A 16,220-nucleotide genomic window follows, 5' to 3' on the forward strand; every position below is an offset into this window, starting at 1 on the left:
TATGACGAGCGAGGAGCTGCCCCCCACCGCACGCGCCGCCCAGGTCGCCCCCGCGGGGACACCCGGTGAACGGGCCCGCGCGCTGCTCCGGCTGCGGCCCTACCGGAAGCTGTGGACCACCCAGCTGCTCGGCGGTGCCGCCGACCGGCTGTCCGTTCTGGTGCTCGTTCCGCTCACCGTGGTCGCCGCCGTGCTCGGCGGGCAGTTCGGGCACGGCTACCGCTCGCTCGCGCTGGCCGTCGCCGCCCTGTTCGCGGCCCGGCTGCTCGCCTCCGGCCTGTTCGGGGCGGCCCTGCTCGGCCCGGTGCACGCCCTGGTCGGCGGTCGGATCGACCGGCGCTGGAGCCTGCTCGGCGCGGACCTGGTCCGCGCCCTGCTGATCGGCCTCGCCCCCTGGTGGGTGGTCTGGTCGCCCAGCTCCGCCACGTGGGCGCTGCTCGGCTCGGTGTTCGTGGCCGGCGCCGCCGAACGGGTCTGGACCATCGGCAAGGAATCCGCCGTCCCCGCGCTGCTGGCCGTCCCCGAACAGGCGGGCCCGCCCGCCGCCGCCTCGCTGGACGCCGTCCGCACCCTCGACCTGCGCACCGGCTGGGCCGCCCTGCCGCTGGCCGCCACCGGCCTGATCGGCTTCACGCTGCTGAACAACGTGCTCGCCGCGGTCGGCCTGCACTGGCTGCGCGGCCACCAGCTCACCGTCGCCGCGCTCGGCGCCGCCGTGCTGTTCGCCGTCAACGCCGGGCTGCTGTACTTCCAGGAGCTGCCTGCCGGCGCCAACACCGCGCCGCGCTCCCCGTTGCAGGGCCTGCGCGCGCCCACCGATGCCACGCCCGGCCCGTCCCTGAAGAAGGGCCGTACCGGCTCCGCCCCGTACTTCACATTCTCGATCGCCGCCGCCTACGCCTCGATGGCCGGCGTCGCCGCGCTCGGACTGCTCACCGCCACCGAGCACCTGGCCGGCCCGATCGGCTACGGCCTGGTGGTGCTCGCCGCCGCCGGCGCGCCCGCCGTCGGCATCCGGCTCAGCCGCGCCACCCTGCCGGGCCTGTCCCGCCGTCGGCTGCTCGCCCTCGGCCTGGTCACCGCCGGTGTGGCGCTGATCCTCGCCGGGCTGGTCCTCGACTTCGTCCTGGTGCTGCTGTTCACCGTGCTGGCCGGCCTCGCCGCCGGCGTGGTCATCGCCACCGGACGCGGGCTGCTCGCCCAGGAGATCGAGGAGATCCGCCTCGGCAAGGTCACCGAGCACCTGTACGCCGTGCTGCGGGTGGTCGTCGCCGTCGCCTTGATCGGCATGCCGCTGCTGGCCGCCGCCTACGGCGAGGTCTCGCTCGGCCACGTCGGCACCGGCAGCTTCACCTTCATCCACGGCGGCGCCGCGCTCGCCGTCTCCACCGCCGGACTGCTCACCCTGGTGCTCGCCGCCGTCGTCCTGCTGAAGACCGACGACCAGCGCGGCGTGGTCCCGTTCGGCCGCGAACTCGTCCAGGCCGTCCGCGGCGGCGCCGGGGCCGCACCGCACCGGGTGGCCGGCAAGGGCTACTTCATCGCCCTGGAGGGCGGCGACGGCGCCGGCAAGTCCACCCAGTCGCAGGCGCTCGCCGAATGGATCCGCGCCAAGGGCCACGAGGTCGTCGTCACCCGCGAGCCCGGCGGCTCCCCGATCGGGCAGCGGCTGCGCGCCCTCGTCCTGGACGTCGGCAACACCGGCCTGTCGCACCGCGCCGAGGCGCTGATCTACGCCGCCGACCGGGCCGAGCACGTCGAGAACGTGATCCGGCCGGCCCTGGAGCGCGGCGCCGTCGTCATCACCGACCGCTACATGGACTCCTCCATCGCCTACCAGGGCGCCGGCCGCGACCTGGCGGCCACCGAGGTCGCCCGGATCTCCCGCTGGGCCACCGGCGGGCTGGTGCCCGACCTGACCGTCGTCCTGGACGTCGACCCCACCGCCGCGCGGGATCGTTTCACCGAGGCGCTCGACCGGCTGGAGTCCGAGCCCACCGAGTTCCACCAGCGGGTCCGCTCCGGGTTCCTGGCGCTGGCCGCCGCCGACCCCGCCCGCTACCTGGTCGTCGACGGCAGCCAGACGCCCGCCACCGTCACCACCGCCATCCGGCACCGGCTCGACCGCGAGCTGCCGCTCTCCGACCAGGAGAAGGTCGCCAAGGCCGAGCAGGAGCGCAAGGCCCGCGAGGAGGCTGCCCGCAAGGCCGCCGAGGCCGAAGCAGCCCGCAAGGCCGCCGAGGAAGCCGAGCGCAAGCGCCTCGCGCTGCTCGAGGAACTGCGCGCCGAGCAGGCCGAGAAGGACCGCCTGGCCGCCGAGGAAGCCGCCCGCGCCGAGGCCGAGGCCGCGCGCAAGGCCGCCGAGGAAGCCCGCCTCGCCGCCGAGAAGGAAGCCGCCCGCAAGGCCGAGGAGGAGGCCGAACGGCAGGCCGCCGAACAGGCCCGCCTCGCCGCCGAGGCCGCCGCCGCCCGCCGGGCCGCCGCCGAGGAGGCCGCGCGCGCCGAACTCCAGCGCCAGCGCGACCTGCAGCGCGAGGAGCAGCGGCGGCGCGCCGAAGAGGCGCTGCAGCGTGCGGAGGAGGCCCGGAAGGCCGCCGAGGCCGAGGCGGACCGGACCGCGGTGCTTCCCAAGGTCGAGGAGCCGGCCGCCGAGTCCGACAGCGAGACCACCCGGGAGCTGCCGAAGCCGGTGATCGACGAGACCGCCGTGCTGCCGAAGGTCGACGAGACCGCGGTGCTGCCGAAGGTCGACGAGACCTCGGTGCTGCCGAAGGTCGACGAGACCTCGGTGCTGCCGAAGGTCGAGGATGCCGAGACCGCGGTGCTGCCCAAGGCCGATCCGGCGCCCAAGCCCAAGTCGGACCCGGGGCCCAAGCCTGAGGCCAAGCAGGTGCCGCCCGGGCTGTTCCGCGACGAGGACGACTCCTCCCGCACCCGCGAGCTGCGGCCCCGGCCGGACTGGGCGGAGGAGACCCCGCTCGACGACCTGCCCAGCCTGACCGACAGCCTGCTCGGCTCCCGCGAGGAGTGGGCCCGCTGGGAGGCCGAGGCCCCCGGGACGGCGCAGGACGAGCAGCCGAAGCGGGGCTGGCGCCGCCGTAAGGACTGACCACCGGCGGCAGGATTCGGTAGGGACGCGGGGAGCCGCGCGGCGCAGGACCGGCCGCGCAGCTCCCCGCGCCGCGTCCGGGGGCGCCGTCGGGGTCTCCGCGTCGCCGTCGGTGTCTCCGCGCGGTCCGCGTCGCCGTCGGTGTCTCCGCGCGGCGTTAGGCTCGTCGGGTCGGTGTGGGCGAGGAGGAGCGCGGCGTGAGTGTGTGGGACGACCTGGTCGGACAGGACCGGGTGGTCGAACAGTTGCAGGCGGCCGCGCGGGCGGCCCGGGCCTCCGTGCTGGCGGGCCGCGGGGAGGCCCCCGAGGGCAACGCCTCGCTGATGACGCACGCCTGGCTGTTCACCGGACCGCCCGGCGCGGGCCAGGTGACGGCCGCCCGGGCCTTTGCGGCGGCCCTCCAGTGCACCAGCCCGGACCTGGACCTGGGCGGGACGCCCGGCTGCGGGTTCTGCGACGGCTGCCACACCGTGCTCTCCGGCAGCCACGCCGACGTCAAGCAGGTGCGGACCGACGGCCTGTCGATCGGCGTCGGCGACATGCGCGACCTGGTACTGCGGGCATCGAGCTACCCGACCGGCGGCCGCTGGTCGGTGATCCTGGTGGACGCCGCGCACCGGCTCACCGAAGCGGCCGCGAACGCGCTGCTGAAGGGCGTCGAGGAGCCGTCGCCGCGGACGGTGTGGCTGCTGTGCGCGCCGTCCGTGCAGGACGTGCTGCCGACCATCCGCTCGCGCTGCCGGCTGCTGGTGCTGCGCACGCCCCCCGCGGAGGCCGTCGCCGACATGCTGGTCCAGCGAGACGGGGTCGAGCCCGAGGCGGCCCGGCTGGCCGCGCTGGCCGGGCAGGGCGACATCGACCGGTCCCGGCGGCTCGCGGTGGACGAGCAGGCCCGGGCCCGCCGTGCCGAGGTGCTGCGGATCCCGCTGGAGGTCGCGGACCTGGGCGGCTGCCTGGCCGCCGCGCAGCGGCTGGTCGACACCGCGAAGGCGGACGCCGAGGCGCTGGCCGAGACCCAGGACGCCAAGGAGACCGACGACCTGCGGGCCGCGTACGGCGCGGCCGAGGGCAGCCGGGCGCCGCGCGGCATGGCGGGCGCGGTGAAGGATCTGGAGAAGCGGCAGAAGAGCCGGGCCACCCGGACCCGCCGGGAGACGCTGGGCGTGGCGCTCGGCGACCTGCTGGGCTTCTACCGGGACGTGCTGGCGATCCAACTGGGCTCGGGCGGAGCGCTGGCCAACGAGGACCAGCGGACGGCCGTGCAGCGGGTGGCCGGCGAGGGCGCGGCGGAGAACACGCTGCGCCGGATGGAGGCGGTGCTGGCCTGCCGGCGGGCGCTGGACCGGAACGTGGACCCGCTGCTGGCGGTCGAGGCGATGACGGTGGCGCTGCGGGCCGGCTGAGCTGCTGGGGTGGCTGTGGGGCCGGTTGTCGTGACCACGGACTCGGTTGTCGTGACCACGGACTCAGTTGACGTGGCGATGGGCTCGGTTGCCGGGGCGATGGGCTCGGTTGCCGTGCCATGGGCTGAAGGCTTCGGGGGCCGTTGCCGTTAGCTCGTTCGAGTGAAGGTGGGGAGTCGCCCGTACCGCCCTGCGGTCCGCGGGCGCGCGGTCTTGCACCCTGTGCACTGGCCACGCGCCCGCGTCCGGCCGGTCCTTCCCCGAGGTGGTGCGTCCCCCATGCCCCGATCGCTCCTCTTCCTGTTGTTGCTGGTGGCTGCGGTGGCGGGCGGTTGGCTGGCCCGGTCGGCGATGTCGCGCTGGCGGGACCTGCGGGCCGCGCAGACGTACGAGCTGGCGGCGGAGGCGCGGCCGGTGCTGGTGCGGGCCGGGGCTGCGGTGGTGTGCCTGATGTGCGTGAGCGCGCTCGGGGTGGCGGTGCTGCCGGGGGCCGGCTTCGGCCGGGTGGCGGTACGGCAGGCGGGGGCGGTGGTCGTCGCGGAGCGGTCCGTCCCAGCGGCGCCCCCGGTGTCGGCTCCGGTGTCGGCTCCGGCGGTGCCGGCGTTGTTCAGCAACGTGAGCCGTCCGGCGGGCGGCGAGTTGCTGCAGGGCGAGGTGCCCGGCCCGGACGGGCGGCCGCGAGCGGTGCGGGTGTGGTTGCCCGCCGAGTACAAGGAGGAGCCGGCGGCCCGGTTCCCGGTGATCGTGGTGCACTCCGGGACGGCCGGGCGGACCGCCGACGAGGACGTGCCGGGCGTGTTCGACGGCGTGGCGTCGGCCGTCGAGCTGGGCAGGGCCCGCCCGTTCGTGCTGGTCGCCCCCGAGGCCCCGAGCGGCACCGGCCACCCCTGCGACCTGGTGGCCGCCGCCCCGCAGGCGGTCGCGGACGACGCGGCGCTGCGGGCGGCCGTCGGCGCGGTCTTCCGTACCCGGCCGGCCGGCCCCGACAGCTGGGCCGTGCTGGGCGTGGACGACGGCGCCCCCTGCGCGGTCGCGGCCGGACTGACCAGACCCGACCTGTACGGGGCGGCCGCGGCGGTGTCCGGCCGGTACGACGGGCGGGCGCTGGCGAGCGCCGCAGGCGAGGCGCCGGCCGGGTCGTCGGCGCGGCTGCTGCTGGCCGCGGCCAGGCGGGACTCGGGCGGGCTGGAGTCCGCCCGGGCGGTGCGGGAGGCGCTGCGGGAGGCCGGGGTGCGGGCGGAGGTGCGGATCTCCGACATCGTCCAGGACTTCTCGGCGGACGGGGAACGGATGCGGCTGGTGCGGGTCGCGGTGCAGTACCTGGCGGAGCAGCTGCCGAAGCCCTGAGGGGCGTTTGGTCAGTGTGGTGATCGGATTTTGGGCACGGCGGCCGGTCGAGGTGGCGGCCGGGCGGCGTCCCGGGTGCGGTGGTTGCGGCCGCTAGGCTCGGGTGTTCCGGCGACGGCCGGGACGGTCGGCTCCCGGGTCGGCCCGCTTCCAGGGGAGAGGACCCACGTTCATGAGAGTCGCCCGGCCCCGCCGGCTCGTGCCCGCCGCCGCGCTGGCCGCCGCCGCGTCCCTGCTGCTGGCGGGCTGCACCTCGGGCCACCCGGCACCCACGGCGGGCGGCCCGCCCGGCCAGCCCGCCCCGGCTCCCGCGAACGGCGCCACCCCGCTGGAGCCGCTGCCCACCGACCTGCCGGCCGGCCTCGCGCCCTACTACGCGCAGCAGCTGAACTGGAAGCCGTGCACCACGGACTTCGAGTGCACCACCTTCAAGGTGCCGCTGGACTACGCCCACCCCGGCGACGGCCACGACGTGGAACTGTCCGCGATCCGCAAGCCCGCCACCGACAAGGCGCACCGGCTGGGCTCGCTGATGCTCAACCCCGGCGGCCCCGGCGGCTCGGCGACCGAGTACGTGCAGGCCATCGCGTCGCGCTACGACCCCGGGGTGCGGGCGAGCTACGACCTGGTCGGTTTCGACCCGCGGGGCGTCGGCAAGTCCGCGCCGGTGACCTGCCTCGCCGACGACCGGATGGACGCCTACGCGGCCGCCGACATCACCCCCGACGACCGGTCCGAGATCGACGCCCTGGTGGCCGTCGACAAGGAGTTCGCGGCGGGCTGCTCGGCCCGGGCCGGTGAACTGCTCGCCCACGTCTCCACCGTCGAGGCGGCCCGGGACATGGACATGCTGCGGGCACTGGTCGGCGACCAGAAGCTCCACTACGTCGGCAAGTCGTACGGCACCTTCCTCGGCGCCACGTACGCGGGCCTGTTCCCGAGCAAGGTCGGCAAGGTGGTGCTGGACGGCGCGATGGACCCCTCGCTGGACGCCCGCACCGGCAACCTCACCCAGGCCGGCGGCTTCGAGACCGCGTGGACAGCGTTCGCCAAGGACTGCGTCAAGCGCGACGACTGCCCCGTCGGCCACACCGAGCAGGAGGCCGGCGACCAGCTCACCGCGCTGTTCAAGAAGCTCGACGCGCAGCCGATGCCCACCGACACCAACCGCCCGCTCACCGAGGCCCAGGCGCTCACCGGCGTCGCCGAGGCGATGTACACCGAGGCCCTGTGGCCGCACCTGCGCACGGCCCTGGCCACCGCGCAGGGCGGCAACGGCAGCGGGCTGCTGCGGCTCGCCGACGAGTACTACAGCCGCTCCGAGGACGGCACGTACGAAAACCTGATGTACGCCAACATGGCCGTCAACTGCCTCGACCTGCCGGCCTCGTTCACCGACCCGGCGGCCGTCACCGCCGCACTCCCGGACTTCGAGAAGGCCGCGCCGCACTTCGGCCGCGACATGGCCTGGATGGCGCTCAGCTGCGCGTACTGGCCGGTCAAGCCCACCGGCGCCCCGCACACCGTCCGCGCGGCCGGTGCCGACCCGATCGTCGTGGTCGGCACCACCCGCGACCCCGCCACCCCCTACGCCTGGGCCAAGTCCCTGGCCGGGCAGCTGGAGTCCGGGCGGCTGCTCAGCTACGACGGCGACGGGCACACCGCGTACGGGCGGCACAACACCTGCATCGACGACGCGGTGAACCGGTACCTGCTCGGCGGGGCGGCGCCCGACAACGGGAAGGTCTGCAAGGACTGACGCCTGGACCGACCTGCCCTGCCGTCCGGATGATGGACGGTCACGTCAGGGACGTATGTGACTGAAGGGGCTGGAGCTAACATGGCGCAGCCCCTTCGGCGTTCCTGCCTCCCGGACACCTTGGAGACCGCAGTGCTCGGCGTCCACGACCTGACCACCTACGTCCTCGGCGCACTGGTCATCGTCCTGCTGCCCGGACCCAACTCCCTCTACGTGCTCTCCGTCGCCGCCCGCAAGGGTGTCCGCACCGGCTACCGCGCCGCCTGCGGCGTCTTCCTCGGCGACCTCACCCTGATAAGCCTCACCTCGCTCGGCGCGGCCTCCCTGCTGCGCGCCAACCCCGCCGTCTTCGCCGTGGTCAAGTTCGGCGGCGCGGCCTACCTGCTGTGGATCGGCCTCGGCATGCTGCGCGCCGCCCGGCAGATGTGGCGTGAGCGGTCGGCCGTCTCCACCGCCTCCGCCGCCGACCCCACCGACGAGGACACCGAGCGGCCGTTCCGCCGCGCGCTGGTCATAAGCCTGCTCAACCCCAAGGCGATCCTCTTCCTGCTCTCCTTCTTCACCCAGTTCGTGGACGCCGGCTACGGCGCGCCCGCCCTCTCCTTCGCCCTGCTCGGCAGCGTCCTGCAGACCTTCTCCTTCCTCTACCTCTCCCTCCTGATCTTCGCCGGTACCTCCCTCGCCAACGCCTTCCGCCGCCGCAAGCGCCTCTCCGCCGGCCTCACCTCCTCCGTCGCCGTCCTCTTCGCCGGCTTCGCCGCGAAGCTCGCCGTCTCCTCCGCCTGACCCGCCCACCCAGCACCGCGTACGGACCACCCCCGGAAACTGTGTAGACTGACCCGCGTTGCCAATGCGACCCTGGGCCCACCAGCCCGGTTTCTCCCGGCAGCGGTGCCGCCTTAGCTCAGTTGGCCAGAGCAACGCACTCGTAATGCGTAGGTCATGGGTTCGAATCCCATAGGCGGCTCAGAGAGAGGCCCAGGTCAGATAGCCGTTGACCTGGGCCTTTGTCGTTTCTCGGGCGCTGGGGCTGGTTGCCGTCCGCGTCGATTTGCTCCGCCGGAGGCCAGGTGCGGCCGAAGTGTGGCCACCAGTGCAATTGCACTGCAAGGTGTGGCCGGAGAGGCGCCGGGCCCGTTTGCGTGCATGGACACGGGCCTGTCGGACCTCTACAACGACAGCTTGGTGGGGCTGGGGTTCGCGCGGGGCTGGCCTGTGAATCGCTCTCCTCGGAAGACGGCAAAAGATCATGGTTGCGCGAGTTCACGAAGCCGGATCCAAAGGCCCCTTAACTTCTGGCGGGCCGCGGTTGTGGTTCGCCGGCCGAGGAGGGGAGCGTCGTGGACGGGATGACAGCGGTGGCGATCGTGGCCACCGCGATGATCGGCAAGGGCGCCGTCGTGATGGCACTGTGGTTGCGGCTCAGGGAGAGGGAACGCCGGGAGACCACGTATCGCCGGTCGCTCGACAGGCTCGCCGTCACCTTGGTTGCTACCAGGCAAGCGGTTCTGGAAGACGTGAGCCCCGCCGGGCACCGGATCACGTTGATGATCCGGTCGGATGGTCCGGTGGCGGAGGGCGGGCAGGCGTGAGTGATCACGGCCAAGCCGAAAGCAGTGAGCAGCCCGCAGGAGTTGTTCCGGCCGCGCGTCCCTTGAGCGGCACGATCAACGACCAGATGGAAGTCGACATCGCGTTCGCCGACTTCTACCGGTCGACGACTCCGCAACTGGTCGGCTTCCTGCTGAACCAGGGCGCGGACCGCACGGGTGCCGAGGACATCGTGCAGGACGTGATGGGAGACATCCACCGGCACTGGCGAGGAGTGACACACCGGAGAGCCTGGGTCTTCCGGGCCGCCTCCAACAGCCTCCTGCGTCGGTCGAAGAAAGCCAGCCGGGAAGAGTCCCTCGATGAGCTTTCTGAGCCCTCGGCCATGTTTCCGCAGCCTGACGCGATCCGGGAGCTGGAGACCCGACACATCATGCTGCAGATCGTCCGGGCCTTACCGGTTCGACAGCGGCAGGTACTGAGCTGGGCCATCGCCGAGTTCACTCCTGCGGAGATCGCTGAGGTCATCGGCGGAGGAATGAGCTCGTCAGCGGTGCGCTCCAGTCTCAAGAAAGCGCGCGCCACCGTCAGGCAGAGGATGGTCGAACAGGGGGAGGGACAGTGACCAAGTGGGACGACATCATGCGGAAGGCCCAGCTCAAGCGGCAGCGCAAGGGGAGGAAGCGCCTCAAGGCGCTCGAAGCCGACATCATGCGGAAGGCTCAGCTTAAGCGGAGGCAGGACCTCAAGGCGCTCAAAGCGGACATGGTGGAGGCCGTGCGCGACGAGCTTCTCGTCGAGCGGTACGCCCGTTCCTTCAGCGACCGGCTCGGCAAAGTGATGGACGTGGAAGCGGGCCTGGCACAGATCCTGCTGACCCCGCTGACCCCCGCAGCCCTCGAACCAAGCATGGAGCCGCTGGAACGGGGCGCGTTGAACATCATCGGTCTGACCGATCCCCGTGAGCGCCTGCTCGTGCGGAACCTCCCGACGGTGATCCACGCCGACGGGGTCCTCCAGCGAGTCCTCCGCCTCGTCGGCACGGTGGACCAGTCCCAGGCGACCAGGCTCGACGAGGATCTGGGCACCGACTTCCGGTCGCCGCAGGCGCGCCGGCGCGCCGAGATCATCGAACGGCATCTGGAGTACGTACTCGCCCGGATCCGGGAGTTTTGCTCGGAGACTGGCTCAGTCGTCGAGAAGGTCGGTCGACAGTACGGGGACGGTCTCGTCCTCTCGTCCTCTGTCCGCGACCGGCTTCGTGAATTCGACTACGCCGTGGTCTGTGCCCGATCCGCAGTGCTGCGCTGGCTGGCGGATCCCGAAGCGGTACATCGCCCGAAAACGGACAGGTCCCCCGTCGCCGCGATCGACCATGCCTACCTGCGGGCCGAGGACCTCGTCGCGACCTGTGTCATGGAGGCCCGCAAGACCATGGCCCGGCACTTGGATCGGGACATCCCTCTGGCGACGGCCGAAGCGGTCACCGCTTTCCTCCACGACTTCACCAGTACCGACCTGAGCGGTACCGACCTGCGTGGGATCGACCTCGCCGGTGTCCGGTGGTCCGAGTTCGGTACGTCCTGGCCGGAGAACGTCGACGTGGACGGCATCCGCAGCCAGTCCGAGGAGACCCCTCCGGGGAGCTGGACCTATGTCATCCGCTCCGGGTCGGCGACGGTCCGGGACTTCGCCACGATCTGACCAGGGAACGATGAAGGCCACGCCAGAACGGCTCCGGGACAGCGTTCGTGCTGTCGCGGAGCCGTTCGCCGACCTTGAGGGTTAGGCCGTCTTCGCCTCGTCGGTGGTGGTCTCGGCCGGGCGGGTCGGTGGGCGCATCTGCGGGATCGCACGCGCGGTGCTGTCGTTGGGGACGGCGGCGAGCGGTCGGCGGGTGTGCGGGACCAGTTCGGCGACCTTCTCGGCGGCTTCGCGGTTGAGGTCGTCGAGGACGGATTGGCAGACCTCCCGGGTGATCCGGGTGTCGGAGTGCCCGAGGGTCTCGGCCACGATCTTGGGGTCGATCTTGCCGAACAGCGTGATCGTCGCGGCGCCGTGCCGGAGGTCGTGGAGGCGGATCGGGGGGGGGGCAGCCCGGCTGCTTCGACGAGGCGGTCGAACAGGTCGCTGACCTTGCCCGGGTGGAGGATGGAGCCGTCTTCATTGGTGAAGATGCGGCCGGTGTTCTGCCAGGCGTCGCCCCAGGCCGTGCGCCCGTTCTCCTGGCGGATCTTGTGCTCTTCGAGGGCCGCCGGAGGTGCCCTTGTCAAGCGACAGCACCCGGACGTCCGAGCTGGTCTTGGGTGCGCCTTCCAAGACCTCCCACCCGTCCTGGACGAGCTGGGTGGCGATGGCCAGGGAGCGCTGCGCGGAGGAGTAGTCCCTCCCCGCGGACACCGCACGCCTGGCGCGGCGGGTGCCGCGGAAGGCGGTGATCCGCCAGAGCATGTACAGCCGGTCGTGTGCGACGAAGTCGAGGAAGGTGGCGGTCTGCTCGGGGGGCCAGACCATGACGGGGGTCGGCTTGACGCCGGTCTCCCGCCAACGGGCGATCCGCTCCTCGGCCCAGATGAGTGCCTTCGGCTTTGTGCCGGGCAGCAGCTCGACGTGCTCGAACGGGTTGAACGGGCTGAGCACCTGCTGCGCGATGGCGACGTTGAGGGCCGCGCGGCCGGTGGCCTTGATGTGGGGCTGGGTGTTGAGTCCGGTGATGCGGCGGAAGGGCGGCATCTGGTCGAGTTGGGCCCGCAGCCACTTGCGGCGGGTACGGTTCTCCGCGCCCCGGTGCGGGATGGACTTCAACTCGGCCTGGACGGACCGGCGCTGGGCGTTCTGCTCCTGGATCAGGATGTTGGTCTCGTTGATCGAGTCGAACATCGCGTCGAGGTGGTGGACCCGGAGCTTGTCGAGCCGGAGGTGGCCGATGTGGGGCTTGAGGTGGACGCGGACGTCGCACTCGTACCGCTTGAGACCGGTGACCCGGAGGCGCTTACGCCCGGCGAGCCAGCGGTCGAGCCATTCAGCAACGGTGATCTTCGAGTTGAGCGTCTGCCCGGTCTTGAACCGGCGGAGGGTCTCGTCGTAGCCCGGCAACGGTTCCTTGGCCGCCGCGCAGGCTTCGAGCAAGTCGCTGATTGCCAGTTGGCTGGTTGGGTCGCCCTTCTCCGGTATCGCCAAAACACCAGCAGGCCGCAGCCCTCCGCTCGGCCGCCAAGGACCTCCTGTACGCCGGAGGCGGAAAGGACGGCTCGGCAGCCGCCGCCCTGCTGTCCACCGCCCTGTTCGTCCTCATTGCCATCACCCGCTGGCACGAGACTCGAGGCCACCAGCAGCAAGCCGCAGCCGCCCAGCAGGTCCTCACCCACCTGCGGACCGCCTGCCGGCAGGCCGTCGAACCCGTCGTCGCCGAACCAGGCTCCGGCTCACCCAGCAGCAACTCGCGGATGACGTGGGGGTCTCGGCGGGACACATCTCGCAGATCGAGAACGACCTGGCGCATCCGAATCTGCAGAGGGCCGTCCTGCTTGAAGTCGCCTTGACCGAGTATGAGCGCAGGGTTCCCGTGCGTGAGCGAACGATCCTCGGGATCCAGGTGCCGCGCCCGCGGCACAACGTCACCTCTCTTGTGGCGCGTTGTCGTCGGACGAGCTACTGGGAACCCGCGTCATCTCCGCAGTATCGGACGCGACTACCCTGTCGGCCCCCAGGCCCTCGACTGGTGTCCACTCGTGCTCCAGGATCGAGTAGGTGATCGAGTCGCGCCAGGCCCCGTGGACGAAGACGTGGTCGCGGATGCGCCCGTCCTCGGTCATGCCGGCACGGAGGAGCGTTCGCGCGGACGCTTCGTTGAGCGGTGAGCGCGCGGCCCAAATGCGGTTCAGGCCGAGGACGTTGAAGCCGAGTTCGCACAGGAGGTGGACAGTCTCGGTGCCGAGTCCCTTGCCCCACTCCGCCTGGTGGAGGGCGAAGCCGATGGTGGCGGCCTGCTGGGGTTCGGTTGCCAGACGCGCGTACCCGATCAGCCGGTGCTCACCAAGGTGGGTGACGGCGAGGCCGTACTCGGTCCTCGGGCTGTCCTTCGCTGAGTTCATCGAGCGGTCGACGATCGCCTGGACCTGGTCTCGGGTGCGGGGTTCGAAGCTGAGGTGCCGGGTGGCCTCGGGGTCGCCGTAGATGGCCAGGAGAGCGTCGGCGTCCGCGTGTTCGATCTCGCGCAGTGTCAGGCGGGAGCCGGCGAGGTGGACTGGGGTCATGGTCGCGGAGCCTATCTGCGCGGTCACCGGACGAGGACCGGCGTCGGAGCGGTGGTGAACGCCAGTATCGCGAGTAGCCGGAAGCCACCCGAATCCAGGCCAACGGCCCTGCGGGCGACACACCAACCGGTGGGTCGCCCGCAGGGCCGTTCCGTCGAGGTCTGATCAGCGATCAAGGGTGGCGTACAGGTACTCCTGAACCGGCTCGAACAACCCATACGGAACGTACTCGGGGATCTCGGCGAGAGCTACCCATGCGAGCTGGTCCAGCTCCTCGGTGTCGACCACCTCGGCAGTGCCGCTGACGACATCACAGGCTGTGTATGACATCAGTCGGCCGGTCTTCGGGTGTACTCGCTCACCCAGCAACTTGGTTGCGGACACACCGAGCCCGGTCTCTTCCGCTGTCTCGCGGACGGCCGCCTGCTCGGGCGACTCGCCGGGCTCGATCTCACCGGCCGGGAACTGCCAGGAGAGCTGGCCTTCGCTGACTCGCCGCCGGACCATCAGTACGCGGCCCTCGTGGACCACGATCGCGGCGGCGATTCCCGGGCGTTCCTCGGCAGTCTGCTGTGTCACGTCTGCTCCTCCAGGGCGGCCAGGATGGGTGGGAAGATCGTATCGGCGTCGATGAAACGGGTCACCGAGTTTCGAGGAACCCACATCACGTCGACGTTCTCGACGGCGTCGCTGTTGGTCGCCTCACCAGCCAGGTACTCGCACAGGAAGTACTCGCACAGCACTCCCGTCACCGGATGGAGCCGACTGCCGAGGCTCTGGCGGACCGCGCAGTGGACCCCCGTTTCGTTCAGCGTCTCCCGGACGGTCGCGGTCTCCGGCTTCATGCCGGGCTTGATCACCCCGGCCGGGAACTGCCAGGTGATACCGGATGTGTCGTCGTCGCGCCGGCAGACCAGTAGGACATCGGTCTGCCGAACGACGATCGAGATGGCCACCCGTAACGCTTGGGCAGCCGGCCTGCCTGGTTCACGGGCTCCTCCGGTGTCCTCCCTCGCCGCCAGAAGTGCGAAGCGCTGGCGGGCCGCCTTCGGGGCCTTCTCGTAGGCGGCGTCGAGGAGTTGCTGCATCTCCGTTCTCGGTACCACGGAGGGATCGGCGTGCCACGTGGCCACCGTCCTTACAGCGATCCCGAGTTGGCCGGCGAACGCCTCGTTGGTGAGGCGAAGAGCGGACTGAAGCAGGCAGGCGTAACGACCGCTCCAGGCCTCGATGACGTCCAACGCCGTTCCCTCTCCGTCGTGGCCGCTCTGATGGACGGGGTATGCGTCGAAGATGCACATCGACTGCATCCGCGCTTCATCGTTGCGTGGCGTGGAAGTCGGAAGACTTGCAGTCATATCCCAAGGCCGTTGCGATCCAGTCCACTTGAGCCTTGGGGGAGGTTCCGGGAGAGCCAGAGCAGTCGTACCAAACCCCTCGGAGATTCTAGGTGAGCACCCGAAGCAGGACAGCGAGTTGGGCGATTCGGCCCGCGCGACCGCCGTGCGAGCAGCGCAGTGGCGCGAGCGTCCGCTGAACCGCGCCAGGTTCACTCATTCGAAGGGCGCGTTGGAGCGCCAAAAGTGGCTCGCTGCCGCCGGTAACCTCAGTTCCTGGCGAACTGATTGATCGTCATGTTCGTATGCCGGTAAGCCGAAAGGGAACTGATGGCCGAGGACCAGGTCCACACGGTCGAGCGCACGCTCGTCCTGCTCAAGCCCGACGCGCTGGTGCGCGGCCTCGGGGGAAGGATCATCTCGCGGTTCGAGGACGCCGCGTTGAAGATCGTCGGCGTCAAGATGAAGTGGATGGACGAGGAGTTCACCCGCAAGCACTACTTCGACCTCGAAGAGCGGCTCGGGGCCGAGGTCTACAACCTCACGGCCACGTTCATGCAGCAGGGGCCGGTCATCGCCCTGGTGCTGGAGGGCTACGACGCCATCGCCACCATTCGGAAGATCGTGGGCAGCACCTATCCGAACCAGGCCCCGGCCGGCACCATCCGCGGCGACCTCTCGCACATGAGCTCTGCGGGCAGCGTGGCAGTCGGTAAGGCCGTGGCCAACCTGGTTCACGCCTCCGGCAACAAGGAAGAGGCCGCGCAGGAGGTCGAGCTGTGGTTCGACAAGGACGAGCTGCACGAGTACCGAACGCTGGCTGAGATCTTCACCAACTGATGGCGGACCGCGGCGTCACTGCTGGGACGCCGCTGCGTTGATCACCACCGGGGCACCACCGTTTGATCTGAGAGGGCACCATGACCAACCAGACCCGCCTGGCCTCCGGCGAAGAACTGGAGTCGATCTTCCAGCGTGAGCTGGCAACCGACCGGTGGGCGGCAACCGAGACCGCCTACGCGCTGGCGGTCCGGCAGCGGGACGCCGGCGACTGGCCCAAGTCCCGCGAGTGGGTGCAGCAGTGCCTCCAGCTGCTGGAGGGCTTCCAGAGCGAGACCGAGGACCAGGTGGCGACCACTCGCGTGGCGGTCGGCGGCGTCCCGCTGCCGAACTACCTGCACGCCGGTGTGATCCGGGAGCGCTTCGGCGACCTGGGCTGACCATCGGGTGGGGGGGGGGGGGGGGGGGGGGGGGGGGGGGGGGGGGGGGGGGGGGGGGCGCCCCCCCCCCCCCCCCCCCCCCCCCCCCCCCCCCCCCCCCCCCCCCCCCCGCCCAGCCCCCCCCCCCCCCGCCGCCCGCCGCCCCCCCCACGGCAGGCCGCCGAACAGGCCCGCCTCGCCGCCGAGGCCGCCGCCGCCCGCCGGGCCGCCGCCGAGGAGGCCGCGCGCGCCGAACTCC

General features: G+C 71.6%; 15 protein-coding genes, 1 tRNA gene and 1 pseudogene. 12 read left to right on the top strand and 5 right to left on the bottom strand.

From position 1 onward, the window contains the following. Nucleotide 1 precedes the first annotated feature (1 nt). The 9 genes from tmk (at nucleotide 2) to ACGFWJ_RS15460 (ending at nucleotide 10,873) form a co-directional block, all read left to right on the top strand. The gene (gene tmk, locus ACGFWJ_RS15420) at nucleotides 2–3,109 is read left to right on the top strand and encodes a dTMP kinase (RefSeq protein WP_392949400.1); all 3,108 of its coding nucleotides are present in this window, start codon (nucleotides 2–4) and stop codon (nucleotides 3,107–3,109) included. Between the two features lie 197 nt (nucleotides 3,110–3,306). Next, nucleotides 3,307–4,512, top strand: a complete 1,206-nt coding sequence (locus tag ACGFWJ_RS15425; protein WP_387860814.1) for a DNA polymerase III subunit delta' — start codon at nucleotides 3,307–3,309, stop codon at nucleotides 4,510–4,512. A 279-nt stretch (nucleotides 4,513–4,791) separates the two neighbouring features. Beyond that, nucleotides 4,792–5,859: a hypothetical protein gene (locus ACGFWJ_RS15430; protein WP_392949403.1), complete on the top strand. Its 1,068-nt coding sequence runs from the start codon at nucleotides 4,792–4,794 to the stop codon at nucleotides 5,857–5,859. Between the two features lie 172 nt (nucleotides 5,860–6,031). After that, the gene (locus ACGFWJ_RS15435; RefSeq protein WP_387860818.1) at nucleotides 6,032–7,618 is read left to right on the top strand and encodes an alpha/beta hydrolase; all 1,587 of its coding nucleotides are present in this window, start codon (nucleotides 6,032–6,034) and stop codon (nucleotides 7,616–7,618) included. A 132-nt stretch (nucleotides 7,619–7,750) separates the two neighbouring features. Next, nucleotides 7,751–8,404, top strand: coding sequence for a leucine efflux protein LeuE (gene leuE, locus ACGFWJ_RS15440; RefSeq protein ID WP_387640677.1), 654 nt, complete (start codon nucleotides 7,751–7,753; stop codon nucleotides 8,402–8,404). A 107-nt stretch (nucleotides 8,405–8,511) separates the two neighbouring features. After that, nucleotides 8,512–8,585: transfer RNA gene (locus ACGFWJ_RS15445), tRNA-Thr, on the top strand. A 373-nt stretch (nucleotides 8,586–8,958) separates the two neighbouring features. Then, on the top strand, nucleotides 8,959–9,210 hold the full coding sequence (locus ACGFWJ_RS15450) for a hypothetical protein (RefSeq protein ID WP_387860889.1): 252 nt from the start codon (nucleotides 8,959–8,961) through the stop codon (nucleotides 9,208–9,210). Continuing rightward, a complete protein-coding gene (locus ACGFWJ_RS15455) occupies nucleotides 9,207–9,794 on the top strand; it encodes an RNA polymerase sigma factor (RefSeq protein ID WP_392949407.1) in 588 nt (195 codons plus the stop codon). Before ACGFWJ_RS15450 ends, ACGFWJ_RS15455 begins: the two co-directional genes overlap by 4 nt. Further along, nucleotides 9,791–10,873 carry a hypothetical protein gene (locus ACGFWJ_RS15460; protein ID WP_392949410.1) on the top strand — a complete coding sequence of 361 codons (1,083 nt, stop codon included), beginning with the start codon at nucleotides 9,791–9,793 and terminating at the stop codon, nucleotides 10,871–10,873. The genes ACGFWJ_RS15455 and ACGFWJ_RS15460 overlap by 4 nt, the downstream gene beginning before the upstream one ends. Nucleotides 10,874–10,954: 81 nt before the next feature. Here ACGFWJ_RS15460 and ACGFWJ_RS15465 read toward each other — a convergent pair whose 3' ends face one another. Continuing rightward, nucleotides 10,955–11,182 carry a hypothetical protein gene (locus ACGFWJ_RS15465; protein ID WP_392949412.1) on the bottom strand — a complete coding sequence of 76 codons (228 nt, stop codon included), beginning with the start codon at nucleotides 11,180–11,182 and terminating at the stop codon, nucleotides 10,955–10,957. Between the two features lie 150 nt (nucleotides 11,183–11,332). Then, nucleotides 11,333–12,298, bottom strand: coding sequence for a hypothetical protein (locus ACGFWJ_RS15470; protein ID WP_392949415.1), 966 nt, complete (start codon nucleotides 12,296–12,298; stop codon nucleotides 11,333–11,335). Here ACGFWJ_RS15470 and ACGFWJ_RS15475 point away from each other — a divergent pair. After that, nucleotides 12,273–12,698 (top strand): annotated as a pseudogene (locus ACGFWJ_RS15475) (helix-turn-helix domain-containing protein); the annotation flags it as partial. The gene ACGFWJ_RS15470 and the pseudogene ACGFWJ_RS15475 overlap by 26 nt on opposite strands. Before the next feature lie 88 nt (nucleotides 12,699–12,786). Here the strand turns inward: ACGFWJ_RS15475 and ACGFWJ_RS15480 are convergent. The 3 genes from ACGFWJ_RS15480 to ACGFWJ_RS15490 all read right to left on the bottom strand — a co-directional run bounded on the left by ACGFWJ_RS15480 (nucleotide 12,787) and on the right by ACGFWJ_RS15490 (nucleotide 14,666). Then, nucleotides 12,787–13,425: a GNAT family N-acetyltransferase gene (locus ACGFWJ_RS15480; RefSeq protein ID WP_392949418.1), complete on the bottom strand. Its 639-nt coding sequence runs from the start codon at nucleotides 13,423–13,425 to the stop codon at nucleotides 12,787–12,789. A 165-nt stretch (nucleotides 13,426–13,590) separates the two neighbouring features. After that, nucleotides 13,591–14,004 carry an NUDIX hydrolase gene (locus ACGFWJ_RS15485; RefSeq protein ID WP_392949421.1) on the bottom strand — a complete coding sequence of 138 codons (414 nt, stop codon included), beginning with the start codon at nucleotides 14,002–14,004 and terminating at the stop codon, nucleotides 13,591–13,593. After that, the gene (locus tag ACGFWJ_RS15490; RefSeq protein WP_392949465.1) at nucleotides 14,001–14,666 is read right to left on the bottom strand and encodes an NUDIX hydrolase; all 666 of its coding nucleotides are present in this window, start codon (nucleotides 14,664–14,666) and stop codon (nucleotides 14,001–14,003) included. The genes ACGFWJ_RS15485 and ACGFWJ_RS15490 overlap by 4 nt, the downstream gene beginning before the upstream one ends. Nucleotides 14,667–15,092: 426 nt before the next feature. Here ACGFWJ_RS15490 and ACGFWJ_RS15495 point away from each other — a divergent pair, with 426 nt between their 5' ends. Together ACGFWJ_RS15495 and ACGFWJ_RS15500 are read left to right on the top strand one after the other, a co-directional pair. Then, on the top strand, nucleotides 15,093–15,602 hold the full coding sequence (locus ACGFWJ_RS15495) for a nucleoside-diphosphate kinase (RefSeq protein ID WP_392949424.1): 510 nt from the start codon (nucleotides 15,093–15,095) through the stop codon (nucleotides 15,600–15,602). An 80-nt stretch (nucleotides 15,603–15,682) separates the two neighbouring features. Beyond that, complete coding sequence (locus ACGFWJ_RS15500; protein WP_392949427.1) at nucleotides 15,683–15,982, top strand: hypothetical protein; 300 nt, start codon at nucleotides 15,683–15,685, stop codon at nucleotides 15,980–15,982. Nucleotides 15,983–16,220 lie beyond the last annotated feature (238 nt).

The sequence above is a fragment of the Kitasatospora sp. NPDC048407 genome, assembly GCF_043200475.1.
Classification (GTDB): Bacteria; Actinomycetota; Actinomycetes; order Streptomycetales; family Streptomycetaceae; genus Kitasatospora.